Raw genomic sequence first — 19,163 nt, 5'->3', positions numbered from 1 at the left:
CTGGGTGACGAGCACGAACGTGCACAAAGACGTAGAGGACTCGGGACCCAGCGGCTACGCGGCGGCCCGGCTGCGCCTCCTCCAGGAGGGGGCGCGGTCCGGGCCGCCGCGCCGTTCCGCCCTCGCCGAACTGACCGACGACTGGCTCTCGGGACTCTTCGCCGCGGGCTCCGAGCAGCCGCGCGGGGTCTCCCTGATCGCCGTCGGCGGCTATGGCCGCGGCGAGCTGTCGCCCCGCAGCGACCTGGACCTGGTCCTGCTGCACGACGGCAGCGACCCGGGCGCGGTCGCCGCCCTGGCCGACCGCATCTGGTACCCGGTGTGGGACCTGGGCCTCGCCCTCGACCACTCCGTGCGCACCCCCGCCGAGGCCCGCAAGACCGCCGCGGAGGATCTGAAGGTCCAGCTCGGCCTCCTGGACGCCCGCCACATCGCCGGCGATCTGGGACTGACGGCCGGATTGCGTACGGCCGTCCTCGCCGACTGGCGCAACCAGGCCCCCAAGCGCCTCCCCGAGCTCCAGGAGCTGTGCGCCGAGCGCGCCGAGCGCCAAGGTGAGCTCCAGTACCTCCTGGAACCCGACCTCAAGGAGGCCCGCGGCGGACTCAGGGACGCCACCGCCCTGCGCGCCGTCGCCGCCTCCTGGCTGGCCGACGCCCCGCGCGAGGGCCTCGACGACGCCCGGCGCCGGCTGCTCGACGTCCGGGACGCCCTGCACCTCGCCACCGGCCGCGCGACCGACCGGCTCGCGCTCCAGGAACAGGACCAGGTCGCCGCCGAACTCGGTCTGCTCGACGCCGACACCCTGTTGCGGCAGGTCTACGAGGCCGCCAGGGTCATCTCGTACGCCAGTGACGTCACCTGGCGCGAGGTGGGCCGCGTGCTCAGGTCGCGTGCCGTGCGGCCCCGGCTGCGCGCCATGCTCGGGGGCGGCAAGCCGGTGGCCGAGAGGTCGCCGCTCGCGGAGGGGGTCGTCGAGCAGGACGGCGAGGTGGTACTCGCCCGTGCCGCGCGCCCCGACCGGGATCCCGTGCTGCCGCTGCGCGCCGCGGCCGCCGCCGCCCAGGCCGGACTCCCGCTCTCCCTGCACGCTGTGCGACGCATGGCGGCCGGAGTGCGCCCGCTGCCCACGCCCTGGCCCGCCGAGGCCCGCGAACAGCTCGTCACCCTGCTCGGCTCGGGCCAGCCCACCATCGAGGTGTGGGAGGCCCTGGAGGCCGAGGGGCTGATCACCCAGATGCTGCCCGACTGGGAGCGGGTGCGCTGCCGGCCGCAGCGCAACGCCGTGCACATCTGGACCGTCGACCGGCACCTGATCGAGACGGCCGTGCGCGCCTCGGAGTTCACCCGGCGCGTCCACCGTCCCGACCTGCTGCTGGTCGCCGCGCTGCTGCACGACATCGGCAAGGGCTGGCCCGGCGACCACTCGGTGGCCGGCGAGATCATCGCCAAGGACGTCGCCGCGCGCATCGGCTTCGACCGCGACGACGTCGCCGTGCTCTCCACTCTCGTACGGCACCACCTGCTGCTCGTGGAAACCGCCACCCGGCGTGACCTGGAGGACCCGGCCACCGTGCGCTCGGTCGCCGACGCGGTCGGGTCGCAGGGCACGCTGGAGCTGCTGCACGCGCTGACCGAGGCCGACGCCCTGGCCACCGGACCCGCCGCCTGGTCGTCCTGGCGGGGCTCGCTCGTCGCCGACCTGGTCAAGCGGGTGGCCGCGGTGCTCGCCGGGGACGACCTCGACGAGCCCGAGGCCGCCGCGCCCACCGCCGAGCAGGAGCGGCTCGCCATCGAGGCGGTCGCGACCGGCGGCCCGGTGCTGTCCCTGCGCGCGCAGACCGAGGCGCCCGTGGATGCCCAGCCCTCGGCCGACCCGGAACCGCTCGGTGTGGAACTCGTGATCGCCGTACCGGACCAGCCGGGCGTGCTGCCCGCGGTCGCCGGCGTGCTGGCCGTGCACCGGCTGACCGTCCGCACCGCCGAGCTGAGCACCCAGGACCTGCCCGACGGCGTCGAGGGCTCCGTGCTCCTGCTGAACTGGCGGGTCGCCGCCCAGTACGGCTCGCTGCCCCAGGCGGCCCGGCTGCGCGCCGATCTCGTACGGGTCCTGGACGGCTCGCTGGACGTCGCCGGGCGCCTCGCCGAGCGGGACGCCGCCTATCCGAGGCGCCGGGGTGTCGTAGCGCCCCCCGCGCGCGTGACGGTCGCCCCCGCGGCCTCCCGGCACGCCACGGTGATCGAGGTGCGCGCCCAGGACGCCCCCGGACTGCTGTTCCGCATCGGGCGCGCGCTGGAGGACGCCGGGGTGCTGATGCGCAGCGCCCATGTGTCGACGCTGGGCGCCAACGCGGTGGACGCCTTCTACGTCACCGACGCCAAGGGCGCCCCGCTCGGGGCCGGCGAAGCGGCTTCCGTGGCCCGGAAGCTGGAGGAGACCCTGCGGGGCTGACCGGGGGATCCCGGCCACGTGTGTCGCCGGGATACCCTGGAGGGCGATTCCCAGCTGCCACCGACCCCGAGGACCGCGAGCGCCGTGTTCGATACTCTTTCCGATCGCCTCTCAGCGACTTTCAAGAACCTGCGCGGCAAGGGACGGCTCTCCGAGGCGGACATCGACGCCACCGCGCGCGAGATCCGGATCGCGCTCCTCGAGGCGGACGTGGCCCTGCCGGTCGTCCGGTCGTTCATCAAGAACGTCAAGGAGCGCGCCCTCGGTGCCGACGTCTCCCGGGCGCTGAACCCCGCCCAGCAGGTCCTGAAGATCGTGAACGAGGAGCTCGTCACGATCCTCGGCGGCGAGACCCGGCGCCTCAGGTTCGCCAAGAACCCGCCCACCGTGATCATGCTCGCGGGTCTCCAGGGTGCCGGTAAGACCACCCTCGCGGGCAAGCTGGGCCGCTGGCTGAAGGAGCAGGGCCACTCGCCGCTGCTCGTCGCCGCCGACCTCCAGCGCCCCAACGCCGTCAACCAGCTGAGCGTCGTCGCCGAGCGCGCCGGGGTCGCGGTCTACGCCCCGGAGCCGGGCAACGGCGTCGGTGACCCCGTCAAGGTCGCCAAGGACTCCATCGAGCACGCCAAGGCGAAGGTCCACGACATCGTGATCGTGGACACCGCCGGCCGTCTCGGTATCGACGCCGAGCTGATGCGGCAGGCCGCGGACATCCGCGACGCCGTCTCCCCGGACGAGATCCTCTTCGTCGTCGACGCGATGATCGGTCAGGACGCGGTCAACACCGCCGAGGCCTTCCGCGACGGCGTCGGCTTCGACGGCGTGGTGCTCTCCAAGCTCGACGGTGACGCCCGTGGTGGTGCGGCCCTGTCGATCCGGCAGATCACCGGCAAGCCGATCATGTTCGCGTCGAACGGCGAGAAGCTGGAGGACTTCGACGCCTTCCACCCCGACCGGATGGCCTCCCGCATCCTCGACATGGGTGACCTGCTCACCCTGATCGAGCAGGCGGAGAAGACGTTCAGTCAGGAAGAGGCCGAGAAGATGGCCTCCAAGCTGGCGTCCAAGAAGGGCCAGGACTTCACCCTGGACGACTTCCTGGCCCAGATGGAGCAGGTCCGCAAGATGGGCAGCATCTCCAAGCTGCTCGGCATGCTCCCGGGCATGGGCCAGATCAAGGACCAGATCAACAACCTGGACGAGCGGGACGTCGACCGCACCGCCGCGATCATCAAGTCGATGACCCCGGCCGAGCGTGCCGACGCCACGATCATCAACGGCTCGCGCCGCGCCCGTATCGCCAAGGGCTCCGGCGTCGAGGTCAGCGCGGTCAAGAACCTCGTCGAGCGGTTCTTCGAGGCCCGCAAGATGATGTCCCGCATGGCCCAGGGCGGCGGAATGCCGGGCATGCCGGGGATGCCGGGCATGGGCGGCGGTCCCGGCCGCTCCAAGAAGCAGCCGAAGAAGGCCAAGGGCAAGCAGCGCTCCGGCAACCCGATGAAGCGCAAGCAGCAGGAGCAGGAGGAGGCCGCGCGCAGGGCCGCCCAGGCCGGCAGCGCCTTCGGTGTGCCGGGCCAGCAGGCTCCGCAGGACTTCGAGTTGCCCGACGAGTTCAAGAAGTTCATGGGCTGACAGCCGCGGGGGACGGCTCCACGCCGGGTCCGTGCACGGAGACCTAGGGAACCCTCGCGATCAGGTACCGGAAGACGTTCGGCATCCACACCGTGCCGTTCCGGCGCTGATACGGATGCAGGGCTTCCGTCACCTCCTTGTCCACCTGCGCCCGGTCGGTCGCCTCGATGGCCGCGTCGAAGAGCCCGGTCGACAGCAGCCCCTTGAGCGCGCTGTCGAGGCCGACGTACCCGAAGGGACAGGACACCCGGCCCGAGCCGTCCGGCCTCAGGCCGGCCCGCTGGGCCACCTCCTCCAGGTCGTCGCGCCGGGCCGGCCGCCAACTGCCCGTGCCGCGCAGCGGATCCGCCAGCTTGGTGGCCACCCGCAGCACGGACGACGTCGCGCACCGCTCCGGGGGACCCCAGCCGACGAGCGCCACGGGCGCCCCCCGCTCGGCGAGCGGTGTCGCCGCGGCGAGGAGTCCGCCCAGTCCCTCCGCGTCGCCCGCGAGGCCCCCGATCGGCTCGAAGGCGGTCACGACGGTGTACGAGGGAGTGCCGGCGTCGGCGGCGCCCTCCGGCGCTCCCTCGACCAGCCGGGCGCCGGCACGCGCGCGCGTGCCCCACGTCTGCGGCTCCAACCGCTCCCGCGCGAGCGCCAGCCGTTCCGGGGAGGCGGGCTCGACACCGGCGACCACGGCGCCTCGGGAGGCCGCCATCAGCAGGGCGAGGCCGCTGCCGCAGCCAAGGCCCAGCAGCCGCGTCGCGGGGCCCACTTCCAGTCGCTCGTAGACGGCCTCGTACAGCGGAACCAGCATCCGCTCCTGGATCTCGGACCAGTCACGCGCGCGTGCACCGAGGTCCGCACGGGAGGTCTCTCCCGTCGAAGGCAGGTGCTGCCGCACGAGCGTAGGTGTCATGGATAAGCGCCCCAATCCGCCGAGAGTTGACTTGGTGCCCGGTTCCGTGGCCCCCGTGACGTGCGCTCGCACTTCCCCCGTATGCCAGGTAACTCCGCACTCGACCGCGCGTCCAGAGGCAGAAGGGCCCCGCTTGCGGGTTGGCATGTGCCGGGGAAAAGAATTCACATCCCGGCAACGTGCGCCCGTAACATCGCGCCATGGCAAAGGCACCTGTTCTCACACCCCGGGCGGACGACTTCCCGCGCTGGTACCAGGATCTGATCACCAAGGCCGAACTGGCCGACAACGGTCCGGTGCGCGGCACCATGGTCATCCGACCGTACGGGTACGGGCTGTGGGAGCGGATGCAGGCCGAGATGGACGCCCGCATCAAGGAGACGGGCACCCAGAACGCGTACTTCCCGCTGCTGATCCCGCAGTCCTACTTCACCCGTGAGGCCGACCACGTCGAGGGCTTCGCGCCCGAACTCGCGGTCGTCACCCACGGCGGCGGCAAGGAACTGGAGGAGCCCGCGGTCGTCCGCCCCACCTCCGAGATGATCATCAACGACTACTTCTCGAAGTGGGTGCAGAGCTACCGCGACCTGCCGCTGCTGATCAACCAGTGGGCGAACGTGGTGCGTTGGGAACTGCGGCCCCGGCTCTTCCTGCGGACGACGGAGTTCCTGTGGCAGGAGGGCCACACCGCGCACGCGACCTTCGAGGACGCCCGCGACTTCGCCTCCCGCATCCACCGCGAGGTCTACGAGGACTTCATCACCGACGTCCTCGCCATGGACGTCGTCCCGGGCCGCAAGACCGCCAAGGAGCGCTTCGCCGGCGCGATCAACACCCTCACGCTCGAAGGCATGATGGGCGACGGCAAGGCCCTCCAGATGGCCACCAGCCACGAGCTGGGCCAGAACTTCGCCAAGGCCTTCAACACCTCGTACCTCTCCAAGGACGGCACCCAGGAACTCGTCTGGCAGACCTCCTGGGGCTCGACCACCCGCATGATCGGCGCCCTGGTGATGATGCACGGCGACGACAACGGCCTGCGCGTGCCGCCCAGGCTCGCCCAGACCCAGGTCGTCGTTCTCGCCATCAAGGGCGACGAGCCGGTTCTGGCCAAGGTCCGCGAGCTCGGCGACCGGCTGAAGGCGGCGGGGCTGCGCGTCCACGTCGACGACCGCACCGACACCCCCTTCGGCCGCCGCGCGGTCGACTGGGAGCTCAAGGGCGTACCGGTCCGCGTCGAGATCGGGCCCCGTGACCTGGAGAGCGGCACCGCGATGGTGGCCCGCCGGATCCCGGGCGGCAAGGAGGCGGTCGCCCTCGACGATCTCGTACGGCTGCTGCCCTCCGCCCTCGAAGAGGACCAGGCGCTGCTGCTGGCCCAGTCCCGCGCGCGCCGCGAGTCCCGGACGGCCGAGGTGTCGACGTTCGACGAGGCCGTCGAGGCCGCGGTCGCCGGGGGCTGGGCGCGGATCCCGTGGGCCACTCTCGGCGAAGAAGGCGAGGCCAGGCTGGCCGCGCACGGGGTGACCGTACGGTGTCTGGTCGCGGCGGACGGGTCGGTGCCGGGAACCGACGACGCCCCCGGTAACGTCGCAGTCGTCGCGCGCGCTTACTGAGTCAGCGCCCTTCCGGTGCGAGAGCGACCGAAACGCCCCTTGCGCACCTGCGGATCACAACCGCACCGGCGCGTGGACACGATCTACGCGCCGGGGCGTACCTCACACTACGTACCGGCTTGGTATGAGCTGTGAGGCTTCTCCGCAGATCAGCGCACCCGCCCTCGTCTCCACGTATCAGCGGCAACTGACGGGTACGTGCAAATTATTTGGGATGCCCCGGAATAGGAACACAGGGGCACCCTGGCTCGTTGTCATTACGTGAGCACGACACAGACACCACCTGTTCTCGCCGCAGAGCTGGCAGAGGCGTGGGCCGACATTCAGCGGTACCACCCCGAGCTGCCCGACCTTGCCGCGCCAGAGTCCCTGATCGGGGAGTCGTCGTCCGCGTGCGGTCACGAACTCTCCTTCGAGCGACTGCTTCACGAGGCAGTCCACGGCATCGCCGCCGCGCGAGGCATCCGCGACACCTCCCGCGCCGGCCGCTACCACAACCGCAGATTCCTCGCGATCGCCGAGGAGATGGGCCTGGACCACCCCGAGGAACCGCATCCGAGCAGCGGCTTCTCCCTGGTCACGCTCACCCCCGAGGCGAAGCGCCGCTACCGCCCGACCATCGAGCGGCTCCAGCGCGCCCTCAAGGCCCACACGGCGGCGACCTCCGCCGACACCGCCCGCTCCTTCCGGGGCCCGGCGGCCCGGCACGGCTCCTCCGGAGGCGGGGTCCGGGTCAAGGCGGTCTGCGACTGCGGCCGCAATGTGAGGGTCGTCCCCTCCGTCCTGGCCCAGGCACCGATCGTCTGCGGGGGCTGCGGGAAGCCGTTCCGCATTCCCGAGATCGTCGCCGCGGCGAGCTGAGATCGCGGCTGCTCGTGGCAGTCGCGGTCCTGCTGGGGCACCTGGAGTGCCAGGTGCCCCTCAGGCATGCTCGGGCGCGGCCTCGGTCGGAGAGGAGCCGCGGGATGTGGCACAATGGCTAGCTGTACTCGACAGCCGCACAGGAACCCTCTCGCCTCCGGCTGACGCGTCCATCGGGCACTCGGGTACCGCAACCCCACGCGGCAGTCTCGCCGTGCCCAACCACGTCAAATCCAGGAGAACCCACTCCCGTGGCAGTCAAGATCAAGCTGAAGCGTCTGGGCAAGATCCGTTCGCCTCACTACCGCATCGTCGTCGCCGACTCCCGTACCCGTCGTGACGGTCGTGCGATCGAGGAGATCGGCCTGTACCACCCGGTGCAGAACCCCTCGCGCATCGAGGTCGACTCGGAGCGCGCGCAGTACTGGCTGGGTGTCGGCGCGCAGCCGACCGAGCCCGTGCTCGCCATCCTGAAGAAGACCGGCGACTGGCAGAAGTTCAAGGGCGAGCCCGCCCCGGCTCCGCTGCTCCAGCCGGCCGAGAAGGCCGCGCGTCCGTCGTTCGAGGCCCTCGGTGGCGACGACGAGGGCAAGGGTGAGGCCATCACCCAGAAGAAGAAGGCCGAGAAGAAGGACGAGGCTGCGGCTGAGTCCGAGTCGACCGAGGCCTGAGCATGCTCGAGGAGGCTCTCGAGCACCTCGTGAAGGGCATCGTCGACAACCCTGACGATGTGCAGGTCGCCTCGCGCAACCTGCGCCGCGGGCGGGTGCTCGAGGTCCGGGTCCACCCCGACGACCTCGGCAAGGTGATCGGCCGCAACGGCCGCACCGCACGCGCCCTGCGTACCGTCGTGGGCGCCATCGGCGGCCGCGGTGTCCGCGTCGACCTCGTCGACGTCGACCACGTCCGCTGACGTCAAACGCAGTACCGGCTCGGGCCGGGGAGGGCCGCTGGGCCGTCCCCGGCCCGTAGTCGTATCCCCGGCCCGCAGTCGTACCTACTTGTCGTCCAGGAGATCAAGCACAGTGCAGCTGGTAGTCGCTCGCATCGGCCGTGCCCACGGCATCAAGGGCGAGGTCACCGTAGAGGTCCGCACCGACGAGCCGGAGCTGAGGCTCGCGCCGGGTGCCGTCCTGCTCACGGACCCCGCCGCGACGGGCCCCCTCACCATCGAGACGGGCCGCGTCCACAGCGGCCGCCTCCTCCTGCGCTTTGAGGGCGTGAAGGACCGCACCGCCGCCGAAGCCCTGCGCAACACCCTCCTGATCGCCGAGGTCGATCCGGAGGAGCTGCCGGAGGAGGAGGACGAGTACTACGACCACCAGCTGATGGACCTGGACGTGGTCACCGCCGACGGTGTCGAGGTCGGGCGGATCACCGAGATCTCGCACCTGCCCTCCCAGGACCTGTTCATCGTGGAGCGGCCCGACGGCAGCGAGGTCATGATCCCGTTCGTCGAGGAGATCGTCAGCGAGATCGACCTGGAGGAGCAGAGGGCGGTCATCACGCCGCCGCCCGGGCTGATCGACGACAGCGCCGAGATCGCGTCCGCCAAGGAAGACGGCGCATGAGGCTCGACGTCGTCACGATCTTCCCCGAGTACCTCGAACCCCTGAACGTCTCCCTCGTCGGCAAGGCACGCGCGCGTGGACAGCTCGACGTGCACGTCCATGACCTGCGCGAGTGGACCTACGACCGCCACAACACCGTCGACGACACCCCGTACGGCGGCGGCCCCGGCATGGTCATGAAGACCGACCCCTGGGGCGACGCGCTGGACTCCGTGCTGGCGGACGGCTACGAGACGGGCTCCCACGCGCCCGCCCTCATCGTGCCCACCCCGAGCGGCCGGACCTTCACCCAGGAACTCGCCGTGGAGCTCTCCGAGAGCCCCTGGCTGATCTTCACGCCCGCCCGCTACGAGGGCATCGACCGCCGGGTCATCGACGAGTACGCCACGAGGATGCCGGTCCACGAGGTGTCCATCGGCGACTACGTCCTCGCCGGCGGTGAGGCGGCGGTCCTGGTGGTCACCGAGGCGGTGGCCAGACTGCTGCCCGGCGTCCTCGGCAACGCCGAGTCGCACCGGGACGACTCCTTCGCGCCCGGAGCCATGGCGAACCTGCTCGAAGGCCCCGTCTACACCAAGCCGCCCGAGTGGCGCGGCCGCGGCATCCCGGACGTGCTGCTCAGCGGGCACCACGGCAAGATCGCCCGCTGGCGCCGCGACGAGGCGCTCCGGCGTACGGCGGCCAACCGGCCCGACCTCATCGAGCGCTGTGAGCCGGCGGCCTTCGACAAGAAGGACCGCGAGATGCTCTCCATCCTGGGCTGGGCGCCGGACCCGGCGGGGGAGCCGTACGGCCGATTTTGGCGCAGGCCAGAAGGCGTGGAAGAATAGGCCGCTGTTGTGCGTCGTCCGGCGTGCGCCCCTGCCACAGGGGGACACGACGCCCGCCCCGACACGGACAGCCTCCTCACGAACCACTAGCTACCGCCGATGACCTGTGGCATGGGCGAAGAAAGCAGACGAAATGTCTCACCTGCTCGACTCCGTCGACTCCGCGTCGCTGCGCAGCGACATCCCGGCCTTCCGTCCGGGTGACACCGTCAACGTCCACGTGCGCGTCATCGAGGGCAACCGCTCCCGTGTGCAGCAGTTCAAGGGCGTGGTCATCCGTCGCCAGGGCGCCGGTGTCCGCGAGACCTTCACGGTCCGCAAGGTCTCGTTCTCCGTGGGCGTCGAGCGCACCTTCCCGGTGCACACCCCGATCGTCGAGAAGATCGAGCTCGTCACCCGCGGTGACGTGCGTCGCGCCAAGCTGTACTACCTCCGTGAGCTCCGCGGCAAGGCCGCGAAGATCAAGGAGAAGCGCGACAACTGAGCGCCTTTCGGACGTCACAGCGCGGCCGGATAGCATCTGGCCTCGATGGACACCGAAGCACAGCCGACGGAGCGCGACCGCTCCTCCCGCCCCGCACCAGGGGCCGTGGAGGGACGGTCGCGTTTCGCGTTGGTGTCGAGAGTCACCTCGTGGCTGCCCGGCGGCCGGATCTCCCTGACCCTGCTGCTCTGCCTGGCCTTTCTTTTGCTGATCAGTACCTTCGTGGTCAGACCTTTCCAGATTCCCAGCGGATCCATGGAAAACGGATTGAGGATCGGCGACCGCGTTCTCGTAAATAGGTTGGCGTACCGTTTCGGTGCCGAGCCGCGGCGGGGAGATGTGGTCGTGTTCGACGGAACCGGGTATTTCGGGGACGGGGACTACATCAAGCGCGTGGTGGGCGTGGGGGGAGACCACGTGGTCTGCTGCGACGAGAAGGGGAGGATCGAGGTGAACGGCCGGTCGGTCGACGAGTCGGGCTTCCTGTACCCGGGTGACAGCCCGTCCTCGGTCTCCTTCGACGTCGAGGTGCCCGACGGCGCCCTGTTCGTCCTCGGTGACCACCGAAGCGTCTCCAGCGACTCCCGGAACCATCTGGGCTCACCGGGCGGCGGCATGATCCCCGTCGACGCCGTCCTCGGACGGGCCGACTGGATCATCTGGCCTGCCGGTCACGCCGTCCGGCTGCACCGTTCCGCCGCCTACGCGCGTGTGCCCGCGGTGGAGGGCGCGCATGGGTAACCGCGGCAAACCGCGCGGTGTCTCCAGCAGCGCCGCCGACAACCTGCTGCCGACCGGCGTGCGGCGGTCCGCCAGCCCCGCGGGCGGCCGCTCGCGCGCGGAGCGGCGCAAACTCCAGCGCAAGGTCAAGCGGCGCAGAAGGCGCGGCGCGGTCAAGGAGATACCCCTCCTCGTCGGCGTGGCCGTCCTGATAGCCCTGGTCCTGAAGACGTTCCTCGTCCAGGCGTTCGTGATCCCGTCCGGGTCGATGGAGCAGACGATCCGGATCGGCGACCGCGTCCTGGTCGACAAACTGACCCCGTGGTTCGGCTCCGAGCCCAAGCGCGGGGACGTCGTCGTCTTCAAGGATCCGGGCGGCTGGCTCCAGGACGAGCAGACCACGACGAAGAAGGACGACCCCGTCGTCGTCAAGCAGGTCAAGGAGGGCCTCACCTTCATCGGCCTGCTGCCGTCCGACAACGAGAAGGACCTCATCAAGCGGGTCGTCGGGGTCGGCGGCGACCGCGTCAAGTGCTGCGACGCCGAGGGGCGGGTCACCGTCAACGGCGTCCCCCTGAGCGAGACGGACTACCTGTATCCCGGGAACGCCCCGTCCACCCAGCCGTTCGACATCACCGTCCCCGAGGGCCGGCTGTGGGTGATGGGTGACCATCGCGCCAACTCGGCGGACTCCCGCTCGCACCAGGACACCGACTACGGCGGCACCGTGTCCCTGGACTCGGTGGTCGGCCGGGCCAGGGTCATCGCATGGCCGTTCGGCCACTGGAACATGCTGGACGAACCGAAAACTTACTCTTCCATTGCCGACTCGGTGTCCGGGGCGACCGCAGCCTCCCAGGAGTCGCTTAGGGTTGCTCCCGAGGATCCGAACGAAGCGATCCAACTCCCGAGCCCTGCGGAACTCCCGCTCGTTATGGGAGTGGTGGGCCTGCGCCGTATCTGGCGCAGGCGGCGGCACAGAGTGAGGAGTTGGCGTGGGGGATGTGGCGGTTGGCGCACGGTCCGGGCACGACGGCGAGGAGCACCGCGGACGCCCCGTGGAAGCAGCCGACCCGGCCGCGGACAGCGCCGTGACCTCCGGGAATGACTCCGGGGCGACCGAGGACGGTACGACGACGGAGACTCGGGGAGGAGGATCCGGCGATGCGGCCCCCGGGGCGAGGAAACAGCGCTCCTTCTGGAAGGAGCTGCCCCTCCTGGTCGTCATCGCGCTCGTGCTGGCGCTGCTGATCAAGACCTTCCTGGTGCAGGCCTTCTCGATCCCGTCCGACTCGATGCAGAACACCCTCCAGCAGGGTGACCGTGTGCTGGTGGACAAGCTCACCCCGTGGTTCGGCTCCGAGCCGGAGCGCGGCGAGGTCGTCGTCTTCCACGACCCCGACAACTGGCTGGCGGGCGAGCCGACGGCGGACCCGAACGCCGTACAGAAGTTCCTCTCCTGGATCGGTCTCATGCCGTCCGCCACGGAGAAGGACCTCATCAAGCGCGTCATCGGCGTCGGCGGGGACACGGTCTCCTGCAAGGGCACCGGCCCGCTGAAGGTCAACGGCAAGGCACTGGAGGAGGCGTCGTACGTCTACGCCGGCAACACCCCGTGCAGCCAGGACGACCAGGGCGGCCAGTTCACGGTGAAGGTCCCCAAGGGGTACATCTGGGTCATGGGCGACCACCGGCAGAACTCCCGTGACTCCCGCTACAACCAGTCGGACAAGCACCACGGCATGGTCCCGGTCGACGACGTCGTCGGGCGCGCCATCGTGAAGGCCTGGCCGATCAACCGCTGGGGCACGTTGCCGAAGCCGGACACCTTCGACCAGGCCGGTCTCAACGACCAGTCGTCGGCGTCCGCCGCCCTGACGGTCGCGCCGCAGGGGATCGCCCTCGTCGGCGTGGTGCCGGTGGCGCTGTGGCGTCGCAGGAAGGCCGCCGCCGAGCGGACCCGCTGAGCGCTCCTCGCCGGATCGCGCTGCCACGGGCCTGGTGAAAGCTTTGCGGAGCTTGGTGCTCCGGCCGGGCAGGAGGGGCTGCCCGGGCCAGGTACCGCCGGGTAGGGTGCGGATCCATGGGTGGCGAGAGCACTACACGTACGGCCCCGCGCAGCGGGGGCACCAGCACGGGCCCGGTGGGCGGCCGGACCGGACAGCGACTGTCCGGACTGGCCGTCGCACTGGGCCTGGTGCTGTTTCTCGGCGGATTCGCCTGGGGCGCGGTGCTGTACCGGCCCTACACCGTGCCCACGGGCTCGATGACGCCCACCATCGGGGTGGGTGACCGGGTGCTCGCCCAGCGCGTCGACGGCGACGAGATACGCCGCGGCGACGTCGTCGTCTTCACCGACACCACCTGGGTGACCAACGCCCCCGTGGTCAAGCGTGTCGTCGCGGTGGGCGGCGACACGGTCTCCTGCTGCACGGACGGGAAGCTGACCGTCAACGGCAAGGAGATCGACGAGACCTACCTCAAGGGCAACCCGGTCGAGGACAAGACCATCCCGACCGTGAAGGTGCCCCAGGGACGTCTCTTCCTGCTCGGTGACGAGCGCCAGGGCTCGCTGGACTCCTCCGCCCACCTCACCGACGCCGCCCGGGGCACCGTCGCGCGCTCGGCCGTGACCGCTCGCGTGGACGCCGTCGTCTGGCCCATGAAGGGCATGCTGGAGCGCCCCACCGGCTTCGAGCCGCTCGGCGCGCTCTCCTCGCCGGGTCCGCTGCGTACGATCTTCGTCATGATCGTCGCCGGCGGGGTGCTGGTGCTGGGCGGTGGCGCGTACGGGCCCGTCGCCAAGCTCTTCAGCAGGCGCTCCCGTGTCCGGACGGAGCCCGTCGGTGCCCGCTGAGGCGTCGGCCGCGGCCGGGGACCCGTACGAAGGCGCGTCGGCGGGCGGGCTGCGCAAGGTGTCCCGGGTGGTGCTGCTCGATCCCGAGGACCGCATCCTGCTGCTGCACGGGCACGAGCCGGACGATCCGGCCGACGACTGGTGGTTCACCCCCGGCGGCGGACTGGAGGGCGACGAGACCCGTGAAGAGGCCGCCCTGAGGGAACTCGCCGAGGAGACCGGTATCACCGAGGTGGAACTCGGGCCGGTGCTCTGGCGGCGGACGTGCTCGTTCCCGTTCGCGGGCCGTCGCTGGGACCAGGACGAGTGGTACTACCTGGCCCGTACGACGGTGACGGCCACCCGGGCCACCGCCCTGACCGAGCTGGAGCGGCGCAGCGTCGCCGGAGCGCGCTGGTGGACGTGTCAGGAACTGACCCGGGCACATGAGACGGTGTATCCGACCAGACTCGCCGAGCTGCTGCGCAGGCTGCTCGACGAAGGTCCCCCGGCCGGGCCCGTGACCCTGGACACCGAAATCGTCTAGGGGCTGACGGGACTGGCGCACAATGGTGGGATCGCACGGCTGAAGGGGAACATGCCATGAGCGCCGAGGACCTCGAGAAGTACGAGACCGAGATGGAGCTCAAGCTCTACCGGGAGTACCGCGATGTCGTCGGTCTGTTCAAATACGTGATCGAGACCGAGCGGCGCTTCTACCTGACCAACGACTACGAGATGCAGGTGCACTCGGTCCAGGGTGAGGTGTTCTTCGAGGTGTCCATGGCGGATGCGTGGGTGTGGGACATGTATCGGCCGGCCCGCTTCGTGAAACAGGTCCGGGTGTTGACGTTCAAGGACGTGAACATCGAGGAGCTGAACAAGAGTGATCTGGAGCTGCCGGGTGGGTGACGCTTGTGGGTGACCCGGTTTTCCACAACCGGTGAGTAGTCCACCAAGATCAACTCGGTGGGCGGGGTTGCGTGATCGTTGGCGCCGGAGGTGGTGCCGACATGAACGCACGCAGTGCACTCGGCAAGTACGGCGAGAGTCTGGCCGCGCGGCGGCTGACCGAGGCCGGGATGACGGTCCTGGAGCGCAATTGGCGCTGTGGCAGGACGGGCGAGATCGACATCGTGGCGCGGGACGGCGAGGTCCTGGTCGTCTGCGAGGTCAAGACACGGCGGACGGGCGCCTTCGAGCACCCCATGGCCGCCGTGACCCCCGAGAAGGCGGAGCGCCTGCGGGGCCTCGCCGCGTGCTGGATCCACGCCCATGGAGGGGCGCCACCGGGAGGCGTCCGCATCGACCTGGTGGGCGTCGTGCTGCCGCAGCGCGGCGCGCCCGTGGTCGAGCACGCACGGGGGGTGGCCTGAGATGGGTTTCGCCCGAACGTGCTCGGTGGCGCTGGTGGGCGTCGAGGGGGTCGTGGTCGAGGTCCAGGCGGACCTGGAGCCCGGGGTCGCGGCGTTCACCCTGGTGGGGCTGCCGGACAAGAGCCTGACGGAGAGCCGGGACCGGGTCCGGGCGGCCGTCGTGAACTCGGGCGGTGAATGGCCCCAGAAGAAGCTCACGGTGGGGCTCAGCCCGGCGTCGGTGCCGAAGGCGGGCTCGGGATTCGACCTCGCTGTCGCGTGTGCGGTACTGGGCGCCTCGGAGCGGATCGACCCGCGTGTGCTCGCCGACATCGTGATGATCGGAGAGCTGGGCCTGGACGGGCGGGTGCGCCCTGTCCGGGGCATCCTGCCCGCAGTGCTGGCCGCCGCCGACGCCGGTTACGTGCAGGTCGTCGTACCGGAGTGTGCCGCGGCCGAGGCCTCGCTGGTGCCCGGGGTCTCCGTTCTGGGCGTCCGCAGCCTGCGCCAGCTGATCGCGGTGCTCGCCGACGAACCGGTGCCCGACGAGGAACCGCACGAGCCGGGCCGCCCCGATCCGCTCCTGGCCGGCCTGCGCGTGCCGGGCACGGGGGCCGCCACCGGCATGCACAGCGCCGGAGCAGCCCAGCAGGACCACGGCCACGACCTGGCCGACGTCGTGGGACAGACCTCGGCGCGGACGGCCGTGGAGGTCGCGGCGGCCGGCGGCCATCACCTCTTCCTGGAGGGCCCGCCCGGCGCGGGCAAGACGATGCTCGCCGAACGGCTGCCCGCCGTCCTGCCCCGGCTCGCCCGGGAGGAGTCGCTAGAGGTGACGGCCGTCCACTCGGTGGCGGGTCTGCTGCCGCCGGGCAAGCCCCTGATCGACGTCGCCCCCTACTGCGCCCCGCACCACTCGGCCACCATGCAGGCCCTCGTCGGGGGCGGACCGGGCATCGCCCGGCCCGGGGCGGTGTCGCTGTCCCATCGAGGTGTCCTCTTTCTGGACGAGACCCCGGAGTTCAACACGCAGGCCCTCGACGCGCTGCGGCAGCCGCTGGAGGCGGGGCACGTGGTGATCGCGCGCAGCGCGGGCGTCGTACGGTTCCCCGCGAAGTTCCTGATGGTGCTCGCGGCCAACCCGTGTCCCTGCGGCCGCTTCTCGCAGACCGACGACTTCTGCGAGTGCCCGCCCTCGGCGATCCGCCGCTACCAGGCCAGGCTCTCCGGCCCGCTGCTCGACCGGGTCGACCTGCGGGTCCAGGTGGACCGCGTCACGCGGGACCAGCTCACCGGGCGGGGGGCTCGGGGCGAGTCGACCGAGGTGGTCGCCGACCGGGTGCGGGCCGCCAGGGAACGGGCGGCCGCGCGCTTCGCCGGTACCCCGTGGCGGACCAACAGCGAGGTCCCCGGACGCGAGCTGCGCAGCCGCTGGCACGCCGTGTCCGGAGCGATGGACGAGGCCGAGCGGAATCTTGAGCGGGGTGTCCTCACCGCCCGGGGGCTCGACCGTGTCCTGCGCGTCGCCTGGACCGTCGCGGACCTCGTCGGACACGACCGCCCGGACGCCACGGACGTCGCCCTGGCGCTCCAGCTGCGCACCGGAGTGCCCCGGGGTGTGCCCATGGCCATCGGGGCGATGACATGACCGGCGGCGAACCCGACGACGAAGTCCTCGCCCGCGTCTTCCTCGCCCGGGTCCTCGAACCCGGGGACGAGGGCGTGGGGCGGTGGGTGCGGGAGTGGGGTGCACAGGAGGTGGCCGCGCGGCTGCGCGAGGGCGGGGTGCCGTTGCCCGGGGTGAGTGAGAAGCGGTGGAGCGGACTGCGGGCCAGGGCCCTGGTGGCCGAACCGCGCCGGGATCTCGCCGTCGCGTACGAGGCCGGGGCGCGGTTCGTCGTGCCCGGGAGCACCGAGTGGCCGGGACAGCTCGACGGCCTCGGGGACGCGCGGCCGATCGGGCTGTGGGTGCGGGGGCGGCCCAGTCTGCGGATGTGGGCGCTGAGGTCCGTCGCCCTCGTCGGGGCCCGTGCCTGTACCGAGTACGGGGCCCACATGGCGGCCGCCCTCGGCACCGGGCTCGCCGAGCGCGGGTGGGTCGTCGTGTCCGGCGGGGCCTACGGGGTCGACGGCGCCGCCCACCGCGGTGCCCTCGGCGCGGGCGGCGCCACCGTCGCGGTCCTGGCCTGCGGGGTCGACCGGCCCTACCCGCGCGGACACGTCCAGTTGATCACCAGGATCGCGGAACAGGGCCTGGTGATCGGGGAGTTGCCACCCGGCGATCATCCGACGCCCAGCAGATTCGTGCTGCGCAACAGGGTGATCGCCGCCCTCACCCGGGGCACCGTGGTCGTCGAGGCCGCCCACCGCAGCGGCTCACTGGTCACCGCCCGAGCCGCACAGCGGTTGGGCCGTCACACGATGGGGGTGCCCGGGCCGGTCACCAGCAGCCTGTCGGCCGGGGTGCACGAGCTGCTGCGCGGGGACGCCACCCTGGTCACGGACGCCGCGGAAGTCGTCGAGCTGGTCGGCGACATGGGGGAGCTGGCACCCGACCGGCGCGGACCCGTGCTGCCGCGCGATCTGCTGGCCCCGGTGGCGCGCAGAGTGCTGTCCGCGCTGCCCGGCAGCCGGGAGGCCGGCGTGGACGAGATCGCACGCGGTGCGCAGACGACGCCGGACGACGCCATCGCGCGACTGTACGAACTCCGTGCACTTGGTTACGTCGAACGACACGGCGACGGCTGGAAGTTGACACGCCAGGCGATGATCTCCGTCCGGGGCGGCCGCGGCCCGTGTTGACCGAGCGTGTTCGGCCGTCCGGGGGAACCCCGAAGCCCTTGGGAATTCCCGCAGTTGGGGTGTTCCGTTGATCACACAGGGCGACGGCCGTGCCTCGCGGGAGCGGCCCACGGAACGTGTCTGCGCCTGCGCCCGGCCCCGCCCTTTGCGCACTGCGACGCTTCAGTCACGCTACGCTCACGGGGGTTCCGACGCACTTCACGTACATCGCGTACATCGGCGTACTTCACGGCAGAACGGCACAAGGCGACGAATGCCCCAGCACACCTCCGGGTCCGACCGGGCGGCGATCCCCCCAGCCGCCCGTGACGGTGGCAGCGTGCGGCCGCCCGCTCCCTCGACGCTCGACGAGCTGTGGCGGTCGTACAAGGCGACCGGGGACGAGCGGCTGCGTGAGCAGCTGATCCTGCACTACTCACCGCTCGTGAAGTACGTCGCCGGGCGGGTGAGCGTCGGGCTGCCGCCCAACGTCGAGCAGGCGGACTTCGTGTCCTCGGGGGTCTTCGGACTGATCGACGCGATCGAGAAGTTCGACATCGACCGCGAGATCAAGTTCGAGACGTACGCGATCACCCGGATCCGGGGCGCGATGATCGACGAACTGCGGGCGCTGGACTGGATCCCGAGATCCGTGCGGCAGAAGGCGCGCAACGTCGAGCGGGCGTACGCCACGCTGGAGGCGCGCTTGCGGCGGACGCCGACGGAGGGAGAGGTCGCCGGCGAGCTGGGAATCGCGGTGGACGATCTCCACGCGGTCTTCAGCCAGTTGTCGCTGGCCAACGTGGTGGCGCTGGAGGAGCTGCTGCACGTCGGCGGCGAGGGCGGCAACCGGCTGAGCCTCATGGACACCCTGGAGGACACCGCCGCGGACAACCCCGTGGAGGTCGCCGAGGACCGGGAGCTCAGACGCTTCCTCGCGCGGGCCATCAACACGCTGCCCGAGCGGGAGAAGACCGTGGTGACCCTGTACTACTACGAGGGACTCACACTCGCCGAGATCGGGAACGTGCTGGGAGTGACCGAGAGCCGGGTCAGTCAGATCCACACCAAGTCCGTGCTGCAGCTGCGGGCCAAGCTGGCCAGTTTCGGCCGCTGACCCGGCG

Annotated in this window: 20 protein-coding genes; 19 read left to right on the top strand and 1 reads right to left on the bottom strand. The window is 71.1% G+C overall.

Features of this window, described 5'->3' with window-relative positions; translation table 11 throughout:
- The first annotated feature begins 4 nt into the window (after positions 1–4).
- Together ACFYZ8_RS09965 and ffh are read left to right on the top strand one after the other, a co-directional pair.
- Entirely contained in the window at positions 5–2,452 is a 2,448-nt protein-coding gene (locus ACFYZ8_RS09965; RefSeq protein WP_388534075.1) for a [protein-PII] uridylyltransferase, read from the top strand.
- 84 nt (positions 2,453–2,536) lie between these two features.
- Positions 2,537–4,084, top strand: a complete 1,548-nt coding sequence (gene ffh / locus ACFYZ8_RS09960) for a signal recognition particle protein (RefSeq protein ID WP_359031018.1) — start codon at positions 2,537–2,539, stop codon at positions 4,082–4,084.
- Between the two features lie 43 nt (positions 4,085–4,127).
- On the opposite strand, the gene ACFYZ8_RS09955 is transcribed toward ffh, so the two are convergent.
- Complete coding sequence (locus ACFYZ8_RS09955) at positions 4,128–4,985, bottom strand: SAM-dependent methyltransferase (protein WP_388534073.1); 858 nt, start codon at positions 4,983–4,985, stop codon at positions 4,128–4,130.
- A 200-nt stretch (positions 4,986–5,185) separates the two neighbouring features.
- Between ACFYZ8_RS09955 and proS the strand changes: the two genes are divergently transcribed.
- The 17 genes from proS to whiG all read left to right on the top strand — a co-directional run bounded on the left by proS (position 5,186) and on the right by whiG (position 19,156).
- Positions 5,186–6,601 (top strand): proline--tRNA ligase, encoded by a 1,416-nt coding sequence (gene proS, locus ACFYZ8_RS09950; protein WP_359031020.1) that lies wholly within the window; start codon positions 5,186–5,188, stop codon positions 6,599–6,601.
- A gap of 261 nt (positions 6,602–6,862) precedes the next feature.
- Positions 6,863–7,462 carry a hypothetical protein gene (locus ACFYZ8_RS09945; protein WP_355741128.1) on the top strand — a complete coding sequence of 200 codons (600 nt, stop codon included), beginning with the start codon at positions 6,863–6,865 and terminating at the stop codon, positions 7,460–7,462.
- A 251-nt stretch (positions 7,463–7,713) separates the two neighbouring features.
- On the top strand, positions 7,714–8,133 hold the full coding sequence (rpsP, locus tag ACFYZ8_RS09940; RefSeq protein WP_037708517.1) for a 30S ribosomal protein S16: 420 nt from the start codon (positions 7,714–7,716) through the stop codon (positions 8,131–8,133).
- A 2-nt stretch (positions 8,134–8,135) separates the two neighbouring features.
- Positions 8,136–8,375: an RNA-binding protein gene (locus ACFYZ8_RS09935; RefSeq protein ID WP_003973401.1), complete on the top strand. Its 240-nt coding sequence runs from the start codon at positions 8,136–8,138 to the stop codon at positions 8,373–8,375.
- Between the two features lie 112 nt (positions 8,376–8,487).
- Positions 8,488–9,033, top strand: a complete 546-nt coding sequence (gene rimM / locus ACFYZ8_RS09930) for a ribosome maturation factor RimM (protein ID WP_388534068.1) — start codon at positions 8,488–8,490, stop codon at positions 9,031–9,033.
- Positions 9,030–9,863 (top strand): tRNA (guanosine(37)-N1)-methyltransferase TrmD, encoded by an 834-nt coding sequence (gene trmD, locus ACFYZ8_RS09925; RefSeq protein WP_359031022.1) that lies wholly within the window; start codon positions 9,030–9,032, stop codon positions 9,861–9,863. Before rimM ends, trmD begins: the two co-directional genes overlap by 4 nt.
- 133 nt (positions 9,864–9,996) lie before the next feature.
- Positions 9,997–10,347, top strand: coding sequence for a 50S ribosomal protein L19 (rplS, locus tag ACFYZ8_RS09920; RefSeq protein ID WP_013000407.1), 351 nt, complete (start codon positions 9,997–9,999; stop codon positions 10,345–10,347).
- 45 nt (positions 10,348–10,392) lie between these two features.
- A complete protein-coding gene (lepB, locus tag ACFYZ8_RS09915) occupies positions 10,393–11,088 on the top strand; it encodes a signal peptidase I (RefSeq protein WP_388534065.1) in 696 nt (231 codons plus the stop codon).
- Positions 11,081–12,175, top strand: a complete 1,095-nt coding sequence (gene lepB, locus ACFYZ8_RS09910; protein WP_388534062.1) for a signal peptidase I — start codon at positions 11,081–11,083, stop codon at positions 12,173–12,175. Before lepB (ACFYZ8_RS09915) ends, lepB (ACFYZ8_RS09910) begins: the two co-directional genes overlap by 8 nt.
- On the top strand, positions 12,063–13,034 hold the full coding sequence (gene lepB / locus ACFYZ8_RS09905; protein ID WP_359031026.1) for a signal peptidase I: 972 nt from the start codon (positions 12,063–12,065) through the stop codon (positions 13,032–13,034). The genes lepB (ACFYZ8_RS09910) and lepB (ACFYZ8_RS09905) overlap by 113 nt, the downstream gene beginning before the upstream one ends.
- Before the next feature lie 116 nt (positions 13,035–13,150).
- Positions 13,151–13,924: a signal peptidase I gene (gene lepB, locus ACFYZ8_RS09900; protein ID WP_388534059.1), complete on the top strand. Its 774-nt coding sequence runs from the start codon at positions 13,151–13,153 to the stop codon at positions 13,922–13,924.
- Positions 13,914–14,450: an NUDIX hydrolase gene (locus tag ACFYZ8_RS09895; RefSeq protein ID WP_388534057.1), complete on the top strand. Its 537-nt coding sequence runs from the start codon at positions 13,914–13,916 to the stop codon at positions 14,448–14,450. Before lepB (ACFYZ8_RS09900) ends, ACFYZ8_RS09895 begins: the two co-directional genes overlap by 11 nt.
- 56 nt (positions 14,451–14,506) lie before the next feature.
- Entirely contained in the window at positions 14,507–14,815 is a 309-nt protein-coding gene (locus ACFYZ8_RS09890) for a DUF2469 domain-containing protein (protein WP_003965949.1), read from the top strand.
- Positions 14,816–14,916: 101 nt separating this feature from the next.
- On the top strand, positions 14,917–15,279 hold the full coding sequence (locus tag ACFYZ8_RS09885; RefSeq protein WP_069765491.1) for a YraN family protein: 363 nt from the start codon (positions 14,917–14,919) through the stop codon (positions 15,277–15,279).
- 1 nt (position 15,280) lies between these two features.
- Positions 15,281–16,906: a YifB family Mg chelatase-like AAA ATPase gene (locus ACFYZ8_RS09880; protein ID WP_359031029.1), complete on the top strand. Its 1,626-nt coding sequence runs from the start codon at positions 15,281–15,283 to the stop codon at positions 16,904–16,906.
- Entirely contained in the window at positions 16,903–18,060 is a 1,158-nt protein-coding gene (gene dprA, locus ACFYZ8_RS09875; protein ID WP_388534054.1) for a DNA-processing protein DprA, read from the top strand. Before ACFYZ8_RS09880 ends, dprA begins: the two co-directional genes overlap by 4 nt.
- 253 nt (positions 18,061–18,313) lie before the next feature.
- Positions 18,314–19,156: an RNA polymerase sigma factor WhiG gene (whiG, locus tag ACFYZ8_RS09870; RefSeq protein ID WP_359031031.1), complete on the top strand. Its 843-nt coding sequence runs from the start codon at positions 18,314–18,316 to the stop codon at positions 19,154–19,156.
- The last annotated feature ends 7 nt before the right edge of the window (positions 19,157–19,163 follow it).

The organism is Streptomyces sp. NPDC001668, from assembly GCF_042893155.1.
Lineage (GTDB): Bacteria > Actinomycetota > Actinomycetes > Streptomycetales > Streptomycetaceae > Streptomyces.
This window is presented reverse-complemented; position numbering and strand designations above follow the sequence as displayed.